The 14,647-nt window shown below is 53.3% G+C and carries 11 protein-coding genes; all 11 read right to left on the bottom strand.

Going from position 1 to position 14,647, the window contains the following annotated elements; translation table 11 throughout:
• Positions 1 to 80: 80 nt before the first annotated feature.
• Positions 81 to 1,121, bottom strand: coding sequence for a phosphate ABC transporter substrate-binding protein PstS (gene pstS, locus IM271_RS12510; protein ID WP_028014923.1), 1,041 nt, complete (start codon positions 1,119 to 1,121; stop codon positions 81 to 83).
• Between the two features lie 245 nt (positions 1,122 to 1,366).
• Entirely contained in the window at positions 1,367 to 2,440 is a 1,074-nt protein-coding gene (gene stgD, locus IM271_RS12505) for a fimbrial protein StgD (RefSeq protein ID WP_053087970.1), read from the bottom strand.
• A gap of 9 nt (positions 2,441 to 2,449) precedes the next feature.
• On the bottom strand, positions 2,450 to 4,972 hold the full coding sequence (locus tag IM271_RS12500; protein ID WP_193052667.1) for a fimbria/pilus outer membrane usher protein: 2,523 nt from the start codon (positions 4,970 to 4,972) through the stop codon (positions 2,450 to 2,452).
• 17 nt (positions 4,973 to 4,989) lie between these two features.
• Positions 4,990 to 5,676, bottom strand: coding sequence for a fimbrial chaperone (locus IM271_RS12495; protein ID WP_192987415.1), 687 nt, complete (start codon positions 5,674 to 5,676; stop codon positions 4,990 to 4,992).
• A 69-nt stretch (positions 5,677 to 5,745) separates the two neighbouring features.
• The gene (locus IM271_RS12490) at positions 5,746 to 6,327 is read right to left on the bottom strand and encodes a chaperone-usher fimbrial major subunit (protein ID WP_047366742.1); all 582 of its coding nucleotides are present in this window, start codon (positions 6,325 to 6,327) and stop codon (positions 5,746 to 5,748) included.
• A gap of 442 nt (positions 6,328 to 6,769) precedes the next feature.
• Positions 6,770 to 8,599: a glutamine--fructose-6-phosphate transaminase (isomerizing) gene (glmS, locus tag IM271_RS12485; protein WP_047366743.1), complete on the bottom strand. Its 1,830-nt coding sequence runs from the start codon at positions 8,597 to 8,599 to the stop codon at positions 6,770 to 6,772.
• A gap of 224 nt (positions 8,600 to 8,823) precedes the next feature.
• Positions 8,824 to 10,194: a bifunctional UDP-N-acetylglucosamine diphosphorylase/glucosamine-1-phosphate N-acetyltransferase GlmU gene (gene glmU, locus IM271_RS12480; protein WP_153657027.1), complete on the bottom strand. Its 1,371-nt coding sequence runs from the start codon at positions 10,192 to 10,194 to the stop codon at positions 8,824 to 8,826.
• A 138-nt stretch (positions 10,195 to 10,332) separates the two neighbouring features.
• Complete coding sequence (locus IM271_RS12475) at positions 10,333 to 10,752, bottom strand: F0F1 ATP synthase subunit epsilon (protein ID WP_006177560.1); 420 nt, start codon at positions 10,750 to 10,752, stop codon at positions 10,333 to 10,335.
• A gap of 20 nt (positions 10,753 to 10,772) precedes the next feature.
• Positions 10,773 to 12,155 (bottom strand): F0F1 ATP synthase subunit beta, encoded by a 1,383-nt coding sequence (gene atpD, locus IM271_RS12470; protein WP_003862362.1) that lies wholly within the window; start codon positions 12,153 to 12,155, stop codon positions 10,773 to 10,775.
• Positions 12,156 to 12,186: 31 nt separating this feature from the next.
• Positions 12,187 to 13,050: a F0F1 ATP synthase subunit gamma gene (gene atpG, locus IM271_RS12465; RefSeq protein ID WP_003862364.1), complete on the bottom strand. Its 864-nt coding sequence runs from the start codon at positions 13,048 to 13,050 to the stop codon at positions 12,187 to 12,189.
• Between the two features lie 51 nt (positions 13,051 to 13,101).
• A complete protein-coding gene (gene atpA, locus IM271_RS12460) occupies positions 13,102 to 14,643 on the bottom strand; it encodes a F0F1 ATP synthase subunit alpha (protein ID WP_003862367.1) in 1,542 nt (513 codons plus the stop codon).
• Positions 14,644 to 14,647: the final 4 nt, after the last annotated feature.

Genomic DNA, 14,647 nt, shown 5'->3' with positions numbered 1-14,647 from the left:
AATCACTCTTCTGTTAAACGCGTTTACGAAATCGGCGGGTAAGCGCAAGCGCCACCCGCCATTTTCGTCAGAATGCTAAATTAATACAATGCTTTACCGCTGCTGTCTTTCACGTTGGTTTTCCATGCAGCACGAATCTGCTCAACCACGCTGTCTGGCAGGCTGGCGTAATCCAGGTCGTTAGCCTGTTTGCCGCCGTTTTTGTATGCCCAGTCAAAGAACTTCAGCACTTCAGTACCTTGCTCTGGTTTCTTCTGATCTTTGTGAATCAGAATGAACGTTGTAGAAGTGATTGGCCACGCGTTGTCGCCTTTCTGGTTAGTCAGATCCTGTGCGAAGGATTTGCTCCAGTCAGCGCCTTTCGCGGCGTTAGCGAAGTTCTCTTCGGTTGGGCTAACCGGTTTGCCGTCAGCAGAAACCAGTTTGGTGTAAGCCAGGTTGTTCTGCTTAGCGTAAGCGTATTCTACGTAACCGATAGAGCCCGGCAGACGCTGTACGAAGGCAGCGATGCCGTCGTTACCTTTACCGCCCAAGCCGGTTGGCCAGTTAACGGTAGAGCCGGAGCCGACTTTCGATTTCCACTCTTCGTTCACTTTTGCCAGGTAGCTGGTGAACACGAAGGAGGTACCAGAGCCGTCAGCACGGCGAACCACAGCGATGTTCTGCGAAGGCAGCTTAACGCCCGGGTTCAGCTTAGTGATGGCTTCGTCATCCCATTTTTTGATTTTGCCCAGGTAGATGTCGCCCAGGGTTTTGCCGTCCAGCACCAGCTCGCCTGATTTCAGGCCAGGGATGTTAACGGCCAGCACAACACCGCCGATCACGGTCGGGAACTGGAACAGGCCTTCCTGATTCAGTTTTTCATCAGACAGCGGAGCGTCGGATGCGCCGAAATCAACGGTATTCGCGGTAATTTGTTTTACGCCACCGGAGGAGCCGATACCCTGATAGTTAACCTTGTTACCGGTTTCTTTCTGGTAGGTATCCGCCCATTTGGCATACACCGGCGCAGGGAAGGTTGCACCAGCGCCAGTCAGGCTTGCTGCTGCAAAAGCAGAGAAAGCGCTCAGAGATAAGGTCGCGGCGACAACAGTTGCGACAGTGGTACGCATAACTTTCATAATGTCTCCTGCAAGGATTTCGTAAATCATTGTTTAAGTGGCTACGATGAGCAAAATAGGACAAACAGGTGACAGATAAATGTACGAAATATGACAGTTTTATGACAATCAACGTGTTTGAGTTAAGGTAATGATTTTAATACAAATAAAATCATATCCCTGTCATGATAATGTCACACTGAGATGCGTTAAGCCTGGTTCAAAGATGTGAATATGACAACGGCTGTCATAAACAGCCGTTGTTATTAATTTTGAATTTCGAGGGTCAGGGTTGCCCAGGCTTCAAAGGCGCCGGGCTTCGGAATACTCCCCGTCGCGCTGGCCGGGGCAGCAGAGAAGGTGAGCGAGTTAACTTCGGCGCCCCCCTGGTTGGCTCCCATATCCATCTCCATGCTCCCCCCATTGACGTTGACGACGCGGTCCCATTTATCATAAATAACGATCCCTACGTCATCATTGCCGTTCACTTTCATCATCGTGGCGTCAGCGTCAACGGGATCGGCATGGAAAGCGGATCGGACGATGTTCTCATCCAGCATGCCGGTACATTTCACCTGTATCATCTTGCGGATTTTGCGGCTACCGACCGCCTCGCCTTTGGTGGCGGAAAACGCGCTGGCGGGAATTTTTCCAAAATCAATTTCCAGCGACTGACCCGGCGCGATCTCGCAGTTTTGCGGTACCACGATGTCTCCGGCAATTTTTATTTCGGCGAGCTTCTCGGTACTTGCCAGAGAGGACGCTTCATCGATACCGCCATAGAGCGTGGCAATCGTCGTACCCGGAACGGTAACTTTTCCAATAAAGGGCTTGTCGATTAAAAACGATAATTTTACCTGAGAACCGGTATCAAGCGTTGCCTCTGAGCCTTCTTCACCGGAGGCATAGCAGTAAAGACCGGATGTCACCCGGTTGGGCTCGGCCTCAAAGGGAACGGGAAGGTAGTCGCGTCCCAACACGTGAATAGAGGACGCAATGCTGAGCTGGTCGTTCAACCTGTAGTAGGTATACCCGTTTTTTACGGTATCAACGCTTAAGGGCGAACGCGCGGTGAAGTAGATGCTACGAAAAGTGGTGGTGAAATGGGTCAGGCAGTTACATCCCAGTTTATACCGGGAAGGCGATTGCAGGGTCGTCAGATCGCGCACCTCGGTTCCCGCCTGATTTTTATCTGCCGGTATCTCTGCCCCGTTAAGATTAAGGTTGAAAATATAGGTGCCGCCGATGGCGAAACACACCCCGCCTTCTGTCGTCGCGGCGTGGGAAAAAGGGGTAAAAAGCAGCATGGCGACTGCTATAAAAGTGATACGTCGTTTCATCTCATTTCCCTATTGGCACACGACCGCTGTTTGAACCAGTTCAACACCCGTTGGTTTGGGGAACTGATAATGGACCTTGCAAGGTTTTGTCTTTTCACTCCCCCACTTCAGCGTGAACGTTCCCTCTTCCGGCATGCCCGAAAGATAGAGTTCGCCATTCTCGCCGGTAATGCCCGACACGCTGCCCGTCGCCAGTTCGGCAGACGCCACTGCGCCAAAGGGAACCGGTTTGCCGTTGGCCTGTGTGACCTCAAAGAGCACGCGATAGCCAACGTGGGTGATAAATTCCGCCCGCACCACCGCACCTCGCGTGGGGATGACGTTAAGCACGCTGTTCTCCAGCTCGACGTTCGCTTTTTCAAAATAGCCGCTCTCAATTTCCACACGGTTTTCATCGTAAGCGTTAAGCTGCGTTTGAACGGTGTAGCCTCGCCAGTCGGTTGCCGTACCGGTGCCGTTTTCCATTGCCAGACCGGCTGCACCGGGTGCTTTAATCAGCGCCACGGTTTCGCCCATCTCCTGCGAGAACGTCACTCCATCGCCATGCAGCAGGATCCCGCCGCGCGCGCCGTAGTTGAGCCGCTGGCTGTCCTGGTTGTAGTCATAGCTGCCGTTAACCGAACCATAGGTTCCGTCATATCCCACCCCCGCGCTGCTGCTGTACACACTGTCATCCGCATCCCAGGACTGCTGGAGGTTCCAGGAGAGATTACGGTTATCAAGCGCCGTACCGTTCAGGCCAAGCTGGTGCATTCCTTTTCCGCTGTTGTTCTGCGTGAGGCCGTAGCTCACATAGCTGTCCGGCAGCAATGCTGACAGCGGCACGGAGAACGACAGCATAAAAACCTGTTCGCTTTCTCGATCGTCGCTATCTGTATACTCAGCGCTCTGCGCCGTGGTGATGGAATCGCTGTAGTTCCAGGAGAGGTTCCAGGAAAGCGACCGCCAGACATTGCTGTAGCCAAGCTGAACCAGGCGTTCAACTTCGTCGGTTTTCCAGTACTGCTGGCGGCTCAGCGTGAGATAAATGTTCCCCATGCCATCGCCGAAATTCTGCGTCCAGGTCCCTTCAAGCCGGCTGCGTCGGTTGCCCGTTACCCAGAAATCGCGCTGACTGTTCTGGCGTGACGCCCATTCATTGAGGGTGTAGTAGCCCTGTGTTGAGTAGCGATACCCCACCAGCCTCAGCGTGGTATCCGTCTCATCAAACCGTTTCGAATAGAGAAAACGCCAGGACTGGCCGGACTCCTCTGAGTCCTCGTCCGTAAACTGCGCGCGTGCCTGGGTGATATCGACGGAAAACGCGCCAACTGCCCCCATATCTTTGCCGACCCCCACCGCTGCCGAGCGATACGCTTCCGCGGCCTGCACGCCACCGTAAACCGTTATCCCGGCAGGAAAGCCGTGCAGAATCTGCGCCTGAAAAACGTTGGGCTGGAATTCGCTTTGATCGCGCAGTTCACCCGCGCTGATATCGACGTCGGTCTGATCTTCACGCTTGAGGATGGCCAGCGAGGCGTAGGGCTGCGTGAAGTGTTGCTCACTGCCGTCTTCTTCTTTGATGGTCACGTCCAGGTCGCCGCCGGAGCTGGTGGTGTTTAAATCTTTTAGCGCAAATGGCCCCTGCGGCACGGCAGATTGGTAAATGATGTAGCCGTTCTGCCGAATAATCACCGTCGCATTGCTTTTCGCTACGCCCCGAACGACCGGCGCAAAACCCGTCAGGCTGGAAGGAAGCATTTCATCATCGGTATACAGGCGCACGCCGCGCACCTGGGTACTGTCGAAGACATCGCTCGCGGTCCAGGTATCACCCAGCATGATCTGGCTGCGTAACGTCGCGAGGTTTCGCTGCACATAGGTGCTGATGGAATGGTAATCCGAATGACCGTCAATGATGTTTAGCGTGCTGTAATTGCGTAAACGCCACGCGCCAATGTTCGCCCCGTTTCGCAGGTTCAGATAGTAGAAATCGCTATTGTCGTCATCATCAGACTGCAACGTGCTGGAGCCGGAAAAGTCATAGTTCATCATCAACGCATTAATACCTTCATCCCAGCGGGCAGGATTGATGGTGCCGCGGGCGGTGGTATCAATGTAAATCTGCGGCAGCGTGACGTTGAGCAGCAGCTTATCGGTATCGAACGTCCATGTGGCGCCAGGGATCAGCGGGGTAGGGTCCACACAGGCGTTTTCGTCCAGGCGATCCAGCGAACCGATCGCCGCCACCTTAGCCCCGAGCTCCGCAAGCACCGTCCTGACGTGCTTAAAACAGGGATGCAGCCTATCGCCAGCCTTATCTTCAATAAAGGTGACCTCCCGGCTACCGATAAACTCATCGTTAACATGAATATCAACCTTATAAGAGCCCGCAGGTAACGTATTGGCGCGGTTAAACTGGTGGATATCAACATCCACCGGATGGTCAATTTCAAGAAGCGCAGGGTTAAAGATATCTTTTGCCAGCGTCACGCCTGAAAAGCCGAGAGATACCCCCGAGGCCAGCGCAATGAAAAAACGGAAACACCCCATATCAAACATCCCTATGTTTACAGCGTGACGTGAATTTCCTGACTGATTGCCCCAAAATCGTTAACGAAACGCCAGACCAGCGCGCGGCCGTTAATGCCATCCGGAAGCGGCAAACGCACGGTGTCAAAAGGGGGAATAATATTTAACGTAACGTCTTTACCATCGACGGTAACATTCATAACGTTAATATGTAGCGGGCTCGGATTTTCAATCACGAGCTGCCGGTTTTGAACACGCCATTTAACCTTCGCCGCAGCCCGTTCAGGCGTGATATTCAGGGTCGCCGGACGCCAAAAAAGTTTTATCCGCGTCTTAATCGCAATTTCGAGCGAATTGGGGTTTGAACTGGACGGCGGAATATTTTTGATGTTGAGCCAGAACAGCGATTCCCGATCGTGAGGCAGTTCGCCCTTCACTTTCATGATGCGCAATACTTTCTCCTGCCCGGCCTCCAGCCTTGAAACCGGCGGAATAACGGTAAAAGGAGGTTTATTCGACGCTGTATCGCCTTTAAAAGGATCGACCCACGTCTGTATGAGATAAGGCGTGGTCGCTTCGTTATTTTTTATGCTAATTGTCGCATCGGATTTATCGCTACTATAAACAACGCGGGTTCCGCCAATAATGACGCCAGCCGTCGACAAGGGTGTTAAAAATGAAAAAGAGAGCATGATGAACAGAGTCAACAAACGCCGTAAATACATCAGTTATCCTCACATCCTGTGGAGGAGCCTGCAAAAGGATAAAACAGGCTCCTGGCGAACAGCTGAAGATTATTTCAGGTATTCAATGGTGAACTGGGAATCCGCGTTCGCTGTACCCGGCGTAACCGTAGCCAGCGTCTGCACAAACTTCGCTTTAAAGCCCATGTCCGCTTTGCCGTCGGTGATAGCAACATAATTTGAATTGTTATACAGCGGGATCGCCGTATCATCGTTCAGGTTGAAGAGCTTGATTGCAACGCCGGTAGCCGTAACGGCTTCACCTTCGCCGGTGTAAATACCGTCAGTATCCGCTTCACCGTTAACAGGCGTGCCAATAGACAAATATCCTTTGCCGATGGTGTCTTTATCTTCTGTTCCGTCAAAACGAACTGCTGCCTGAGTATAGGTTGCAGGGCATTTCTCCAGTTTAATATGGAAATCTTTTACTGACGCCGTTGAGTCAATGCCGGAGAACGTCGTTTTGGCAACGCGGCCGATATTCACCGTCTGATCGGCGGTATCAGGCGTAACTTCACACGTTGAATCAATAACCTCTCCGCGGAAATGAACCGTACCATCCGCAGCAAATGATTGTCCTGCCATTAAGGCCGATGCGAGTGCAATCGCCACCGTAATTCCATTATTTTTCATGATAACTCCATTAATTAAATCAATATTGCGTTTATCATAAAGACAACGCCATCCCAAATGCGATGAATAATATTCTTCGGGAAGAATGATCTTCAAGGGGGGAGTTTAAATTAATGGAATAATGACGAACCAGAGCTGGAATAATAATAGAGAAAAACAAATATAATATTATTTTTGCTTTATCATTAAAATTCCTTTTCAGTATACACATAAAAAGGGCACATATTTTATAAACAAACCATTTTTAGGATTCCGTTAATAAAAGCTGATCGTTTAGTGATCAAAATAGAAAATACTAATGCTCAGAAGCAATCTCGTTCATTATTCACACAATAAAGTAACGAAATGCGTCAGAATAAGATGATTGATAGCAAAGAGAAAGCTGATGAGAAAAAAGTAAGGAAAAAATGGCTACACGTCGTGTAGCCATTAACAGAAGGGATTATTCTACGGTGACCGATTTCGCCAGGTTACGCGGCTGGTCAACGTCGGTGCCTTTGATCAGCGCCACGTGGTAAGCCAGCAGCTGCAGCGGAACGGTGTAGAAGATCGGTGCAATCACCTCTTCCACATGCGGCATCTCGATGATGTGCATGTTGTCGCTGCTGGCGAAACCGGCATCTTTATCAGCGAAGACGTACAGCACGCCGCCGCGGGCGCGTACCTCTTCGATGTTGGATTTCAGTTTTTCCAGCAGTTCGTTGTTCGGTGCGACAACAATGACCGGCATATCCGCGTCAATCAGCGCCAGCGGGCCATGCTTCAGCTCGCCTGCCGCGTAGGCTTCCGCATGGATGTAGGAGATCTCTTTCAGCTTCAGTGCGCCTTCCAGCGCAATCGGGTACTGATCGCCACGACCCAGGAACAGGGCGTGATGTTTGTCAGAGAAATCTTCCGCCAGCGCCTCAATGCGTTTGTCCTGAGACAGCATCTGCTCAATACGGCTCGGCAGCGCCTGGAGACCGTGAACGATGTCGTGCTCAACGGAAGCATCTTCGCCTTTCAGACGCGCCAGCTTCGCCACCAGCATCAGCAGAACGGTCAGCTGAGTGGTAAACGCTTTGGTGGAGGCCACGCCGATTTCGGTGCCCGCTTTGGTCATCAGCGCCAGATCGGACTCACGCACCAGGGATGAGCCCGGGACGTTACAGATGGCCAGCGAGCCCAGATAACCCAATTCCTTAGACAGACGCAGCGCTGCCAGCGTATCCGCCGTTTCGCCGGACTGGGAAAGGGTGATCATCAGGCTGTTACGACGCACCGCAGACTTGCGATAGCGGAACTCAGACGCGATTTCCACGTCGCACGGCACGCCCGCAAGGGATTCAAACCAGTAGCGAGAGACCATACCGGAGTTATAAGAAGTACCGCAGGCTACGATCTGAATATGTTCAACCTTGCCGAGCAGTTCGTTGGCGTTTGCCCCCAGCTCGCTCAGATCCACCTCGCCGTGGCTGATGCGCCCGGTCAGAGTGTTTTTGATAGCGTTCGGCTGCTCGTAGATCTCTTTCTGCATATAGTGACGGTAAGCGCCTTTATCGCCCGCGTCGTACTGCAGGTTAGATTCGATCTCCTGACGCTTCACCTGCTCGCCTTTGGTGTCGAAGACGGTCACGCTGCGGCGAGTCACTTCCGCGATATCGCCCTCTTCCAGGAAGATAAAGCGACGGGTCACCGGCAGGAGCGCCAGCTGATCGGAAGCGATAAAGTTTTCACCCATGCCCAGACCGATAACCATCGGGCTACCGGAACGCGCGGCCAGCAGGGTAGATGGATCGCGGGAGTCCATGATCACCGTACCATATGCACCGCGCAGCTGAGGGATAGCGCGCAGCACCGCATCACGCAGCGTACCGCCCTTTGCCAGCTCCCAGTGCACCAGGTGAGCAATCACTTCGGTGTCGGTTTCAGAGACGAAGGTATAGCCGCGCGCTTTCAGTTCTTCGCGCAGCGGTTCGTGGTTTTCGATAATGCCGTTATGCACCACCACGATGTGTTCAGACACATGCGGATGCGCGTTACCTTCAGACGGTTCGCCGTGCGTCGCCCAGCGGGTGTGCGCAATACCGGTACCCCCGTGCAGCGGGTGTTCTTCCGCGGCCTGGGCCAGCATCTGCACTTTACCGAGACGACGCAGACGGGTCATATGCCCTTCTGCATCCACGACAGCCAGACCGGCAGAGTCGTAACCACGGTATTCCAGACGACGTAAACCTTCGAGAAGGATTTCAGCAATATCACGCTGCGCAACTGCGCCAACAATTCCACACATATTTTAGATTCCGAATTTAGGCATTATGCCTGCGTTGTCGCTGACCTGTATTTACCCTTTCCGGGCGCCCCGAGCCTTGTAGAGAGTGGGGTTATTTTTATGGGTACTGCTTGTGGGGGGAGATATATATTTATCTCCTCTCCCGGGTTTGCCTGATGACGGCTACGCCTTATCAGGCCTACTCAATCGTAGGGCGGGTAAGCGTAGCGCCACCCGCCTTGTTGTTACTTTTTCTTCACCGGGCGTTTCCAGCCCTGCTTGTGTACCTGCGGCACGCGGCTTAACACCAGCTCGTTATCCGCTACGTCGCGCGTGACGGTTGTGCCGGCGGCAATGGTCACGCCGTTACCCACGGTAACCGGTGCCACCAGCTGCGTGTCCGAGCCCACGAACACGTCATCGCCGATGATGGTTTTAAACTTATTGGCGCCGTCATAGTTACAGGTAATGGTTCCTGCACCAATATTCACGTTATCGCCAATCTCCGCGTCGCCCAGATAGGTCAAATGACCGGCTTTCGAGCCTTTACCCAGACGCGCTTTTTTCATTTCCACGAAGTTGCCCACGTGCGCGCCTTCCAGCAGCTCAGCACCCGGGCGCAGACGCGCAAACGGGCCGATGGTACACGCTGCTTCAAGATGAGCATCTTCCACCACGCTGTACGGGCTGATTTCGCAGTCGTCACCGATGACGCTGTTTTTAATCACGCAGCCAGCGCCGATTTTGACGCGGTTACCCAGCGTGACGTTACCTTCCAGGATAACGTTAGTATCGATCTCAACGTCGCGCCCGTGAGACACGGTGCCGCGCAAATCGAAACGCTCCGGATCGCGCAGCATCACGCCCGCGAGCAGCAGTTTTTCGGCCTGCTCGGACTGATAAATACGCTCAAGACGGGAAAGCTGCAGGCGGTTATTCACGCCGTCCGTTTCGCTGATGCGCGCCGGATGAACGGCGGCGATCTCACGCCCTTCGTGATACGCCATCGCAATGATGTCGGTGATGTAGTACTCACCCTGCGCGTTATTGTTGTCGAGCTGAGAGAGCCAGCGCTTCATGTCCGCACCATTGGCAATCAGGATGCCGGTGTTGATCTCCTGAATCTTGCGCTGTTCATCACTGGCATCTTTATGTTCAACGATACCCGTTACGTTGCCGTTTTCACGCGTGATACGGCCATAGCCCGTTGGATCGTCCAGCACAACGGTCAATAAACCGATGCCGCCCTGCGGCTTGGCTGCACGCAGGCGAGTCAGCGTTTCAACGGAGATCAGCGGAACGTCGCCGTAGAGCATCAGAATATCTTCGTCATCGGCAAAGAACGGCGCAGCCTGTTGCATCGCATGACCGGTACCCAGCTGTTCAGCCTGAAGCACCCAGTTGAGCGCATCATCGCTCAACGTCTTCTTAAGCAGATCGCCGCCGTGGCCGTAGACCAGGTGAACCTGACGGGCACCCAGTTCATTCGCTGCATCAATGACATGCTGCACCATTGGCTTTCCTGCCAGCGTGTGGAGCACTTTAGGCAGATCGGAATACATGCGGGTACCTTTGCCAGCGGCAAGGATCACCACGCTCATCGCACTGTTTGACATACGCATCCTGACGGTAGTTTGAGTGAGAAGTAAAAACGTTTGATGCCTAAAATTCTACATCTTTTTCATCATGAATTAAGGATCAAAAAAAAAGCCAGTCTGGTATCCAGACTGGCTTTTGTGCTTTTCAAGCCGGTGTTACATCGCTTTTTTGGTCAACTCGATAACGCGCAGTTTCGCGATCGCTTTGGCCAGCTCCGCAGACGCCTGAGCGTAATCCACGTCACCATGAGAGCTGCTAATGTGCTCTTCAGCCTTACGCTTCGATTCCAGGGCTCGCGCTTCGTCGAGATCCTGGCCACGAATAGCGGTATCGGCCAGAACGGTCACACTGCCAGGCTGCACTTCAAGAATGCCGCCGGACAGATAGATAAACTCTTCGTGACCGAACTGTTTAACGATGCGGATCATACCAGGCTTAATGGCGGTGAGCAGCGGTGCGTGACCCGGGAAAATACCCAGTTCACCTTCACTGCCCGTTACCTGGATTTTCTCGACCAGACCAGAGAACATTTGTTGCTCTGCGCTGACGACGTCCAGGTGGTAAGTCATTGCCATATCACCCTCCGATTAAGGCGTTAAAGTTTTTTGGCTTTTTCCACGGCTTCTTCGATGGAACCAACCATGTAGAACGCCTGCTCTGGCAGGTGATCGTATTCGCCTTCCATGATGCCTTTAAAGCCACGGATGGTGTCTTTCAGGGAAACGTATTTACCCGGAGAACCGGTGAATACTTCCGCAACGAAGAACGGCTGGGACAGGAAGCGCTGGATCTTACGCGCACGTGCTACCACCAGTTTGTCTTCTTCAGACAGTTCATCCATACCGAGGATGGCGATGATGTCTTTCAGTTCCTGGTAACGCTGCAGCAGGGACTGTACGCCACGCGCGGTGTCGTAGTGTTCCTGACCAACAACCAGTGGATCCAGCTGACGGCTGGTGGAGTCCAGCGGGTCAACGGCCGGGTAGATACCCAGAGACGCGATCTGACGGCTCAGTACCACGGTTGCGTCTAAGTGCGCAAAGGTGGTGGCTGGAGATGGGTCAGTCAAGTCATCCGCAGGTACGTATACCGCCTGAACGGAGGTGATAGAACCGGTTTTGGTAGAGGTGATACGTTCCTGAAGAACACCCATCTCTTCCGCAAGCGTAGGCTGATAACCTACCGCTGAAGGCATACGACCCAGCAGTGCAGATACTTCGGTACCGGCCAGGGTGTAACGATAGATGTTATCAACGAACAGCAGAACGTCACGGCCTTCGTCACGGAATTTCTCAGCCATTGTCAGGCCGGTCAGCGCAACGCGCAGACGGTTTCCTGGTGGCTCGTTCATCTGGCCGTAAACCAGGGATACTTTGTCCAGAACGTTGGAGTCGGTCATTTCGTGGTAGAAGTCGTTACCCTCACGAGTACGTTCACCTACGCCCGCAAACACGGAGTAACCGGAGTGCTCGATCGCGATGTTACGGATCAGCTCCATCATGTTTACGGTTTTACCTACACCCGCACCACCGAACAGACCAACTTTACCGCCCTTCGCAAACGGACACATCAGGTCGATAACTTTGATGCCGGTTTCCAGCAGTTCCTGAGAGCTGGACAGCTCTTCGTAGGAAGGTGCCGCGCGGTGGATAGCCCAACGCTCTTCTTCACCGATGTCGCCTTTCATGTCGATTGGCTGACCCAATACGTTCATGATACGACCCAGTGTTGCTTTACCTACCGGGACTTCGATCGGGTGCTCAAGGTCTTTAACTTCCAGACCACGACGCAGACCGTCGGAAGAACCCATCGCGATGGTACGCACGATACCGCCGCCGAGCTGCTGCTGAACTTCCAGCACCAGGCTCTCGTTACCATTCTGTACCTCAAGCGCGTCGTACACGCGTGGTACGGCGTCCTGAGGGAACTCGACGTCCACCACGGCGCCGATTACCTGGACAATCTTTCCAGTAGCCATCTTGAATCCTCTACGTAATTCGTAAACCTGGTTAAACCGCGGCGGCCCCCGAGACGATCTCGGTGAGTTCCTGAGTAATGCTGGCCTGACGAGCTTTGTTGTAAACCAACTGCAGCTCTTTAATCAGGCTGCCGCCATTATCGGTCGCGGCTTTCATCGCCACCATTCGTGCGGCCTGCTCGCTGGCCAGGTTTTCTACAACGCCCTGATAAACCTGAGATTCAACGTAACGACGCAGCAGGGTATCCAGCAGCGGTTTCGGATCGGGTTCATACAGGTAATCCCAGGCTTTCTGCTTCAGCTCGTCATCTTCTGATGCCGGTAACGGCAGCATCTGAGTGAGCGTTGGAACCTGAGACATGGTGTTAATGAATTTGTTGCTGACAACGTACAGTCTGTCCAGACGGCCTTCATCGTAGGCCTGCAACATCACTTTAACCGGGCCGATCAGTTCGGACAGGGACGGGTTATCACCCATACCGGTCACCTGAGCGACAATGTTGCCACCAACGGAGTTAAAGAAAGAGACGCCTTTAGAGCCAATCAGTGCCAGATCGCACTGAACGCCTTTATCAGACCAGCCTTTCATATCCGCCAGCAGTTTTTTGAACAGGTTAATGTTCAAGCCGCCACACAGACCACGGTCAGTCGACACCACCAGGTAGCCCACGCGCTTAACGTCGCGTTCTTCCAGGTAAGGGTGCTTATATTCCAGATTACCGTTTGCAAGGTGACCAATCACTTTGCGCATGGTCTCTGCATAAGGACGGCTGGCCGCCATGCGATCCTGCGATTTACGCATTTTGGAAGCGGCGACCATCTCCATCGCTTTAGTGATCTTTTGCGTGTTCTGGACGCTTGCGATCTTACTACGTATCTCTTTTGCGCCGGCCATGAGCTTCTCCTCAATGCCAGGCGGCTTGCCCTGAGACAAGCCGCCGGACGATTACCAGGATTGGGTTGCTTTGAAGGAATCGAGGATAGCTTTCAGCTTGCCTTCGATTTCGTCGTTATAGCCACCGGTCTGGTTGATCTCTTGCATCAGCGGAGCGTGATCACGGTCGACGTAAGCCAGCAGAGCGGCTTCAAAGCTACCGATTTTCGCCAGTTCCACATCTTCGAGGTAACCGCGTTCAGCCGCGAACAGCACCAGGCCCTGCTGAGCAACAGACATTGGAGCGTACTGTTTCTGCTTCAGCAGCTCGGTCACTTTCTGACCGTGGCTCAGCTGTTTACGGGTTGCTTCGTCCAGATCGGATGCGAACTGAGAGAACGCAGCCAGTTCACGATACTGTGCCAGCGCGGTACGGATACCACCGGACAGTTTCTTGATGATCTTGGTCTGAGCAGCACCACCCACACGGGATACGGAGATACCCGGGTTAACCGCCGGACGAATACCGGAGTTAAACAGGTTGGTTTCCAGGAAGATCTGACCATCGGTAATGGAGATTACGTTGGTCGGAACGAACGCAGAAACGTCACCCGCCTGGGTTTCAATGATCGGCAGCGCGGTCAGAGAACCTGTTTTACCCTTCACTTCACCTTTGGTGAAGTTCTCGACGTATTCCGCGTTAACGCGGGAAGCACGCTCCAGCAGACGAGAGTGGAGGTAGAATACGTCGCCCGGGAATGCTTCACGTCCTGGTGGACGACGGAGCAGCAGGGAAACCTGACGATAAGCAACAGCCTGTTTAGACAGGTCATCGTATACGATCAGCGCATCTTCACCGCGGTCACGGAAGTATTCGCCCATTGCGCAACCGGCGTATGGCGCCAGGTATTGCAGTGCAGCAGATTCAGACGCGGTTGCTACCACAACGATGGTGTTAGACAGCGCGCCGTGCTCTTCCAGTTTACGAACCACGTTAGAAATGGTGGACGCTTTCTGGCCGATAGCCACGTACACACATTTGATGCCGGAGTCACGCTGGTTGATGATGGCGTCGATTGCCATCGCGGTTTTACCGGTCTGACGGTCACCGATGATCAGTTCACGCTGACCACGACCGATTGGGATCATGGCGTCAACGGACTTATAACCAGTCTGCACTGGCTGATCAACGGACTGACGGTCGATAACGCCTGGTGCGATAACTTCGATTGGGGAGAAGCCATCGTGCTCAACCGGACCTTTACCGTCGATTGGCGCACCCAGGGTGTTAACAACGCGACCCAGCAGGCCACGGCCAACCGGCACTTCCAGAATACGGCCAGTACACTTAACCTTCATGCCTTCGGCGAGGTCAGCGTATGGACCCATCACAACTGCACCTACGGAGTCGCGCTCCAGGTTCAGTGCGATAGCGTAACGGTTACCCGGCAGGGAAATCATCTCACCCTGCATACAATCGGCCAGGCCGTGGATGCGGATAACACCGTCACTTACAGAAACAATAGTACCTTCGTTGTGAGCTTCACTCACAACATTGAACTGAGCAATGCGCTGCTTGATCAGTTCGCTGATTTCGGTGGAATTCAGTTGCATGCTC

This window comes from Enterobacter cloacae complex sp. I3 (genome assembly GCF_014896175.1).
In the GTDB taxonomy this organism is placed as follows: domain Bacteria; phylum Pseudomonadota; class Gammaproteobacteria; order Enterobacterales; family Enterobacteriaceae; genus Enterobacter; species Enterobacter bugandensis.
This window is presented reverse-complemented; position numbering and strand designations above follow the sequence as displayed.

Coding starts and splice junctions, on each gene's coding strand:
- atpA (WP_003862367.1), bottom strand. CDS start 14,643: ATGCAACTGAATTCCACCGAAATCAGCGAACTGATCAAGCAGCGCATT.
- glmU (WP_153657027.1), bottom strand. CDS start 10,194: ATGTCAAACAGTGCGATGAGCGTGGTGATCCTTGCCGCTGGCAAAGGT.
- IM271_RS12495 (WP_192987415.1), bottom strand. CDS start 5,676: ATGTATTTACGGCGTTTGTTGACTCTGTTCATCATGCTCTCTTTTTCA.
- IM271_RS12490 (WP_047366742.1), bottom strand. CDS start 6,327: ATGAAAAATAATGGAATTACGGTGGCGATTGCACTCGCATCGGCCTTA.
- glmS (WP_047366743.1), bottom strand. CDS start 8,599: ATGTGTGGAATTGTTGGCGCAGTTGCGCAGCGTGATATTGCTGAAATC.
- IM271_RS12500 (WP_193052667.1), bottom strand. CDS start 4,972: ATGGGGTGTTTCCGTTTTTTCATTGCGCTGGCCTCGGGGGTATCTCTC.
- stgD (WP_053087970.1), bottom strand. CDS start 2,440: ATGAAACGACGTATCACTTTTATAGCAGTCGCCATGCTGCTTTTTACC.
- pstS (WP_028014923.1), bottom strand. CDS start 1,121: ATGAAAGTTATGCGTACCACTGTCGCAACTGTTGTCGCCGCGACCTTA.
- IM271_RS12475 (WP_006177560.1), bottom strand. CDS start 10,752: ATGGCAATGACTTACCACCTGGACGTCGTCAGCGCAGAGCAACAAATG.
- atpG (WP_003862364.1), bottom strand. CDS start 13,050: ATGGCCGGCGCAAAAGAGATACGTAGTAAGATCGCAAGCGTCCAGAAC.
- atpD (WP_003862362.1), bottom strand. CDS start 12,155: ATGGCTACTGGAAAGATTGTCCAGGTAATCGGCGCCGTGGTGGACGTC.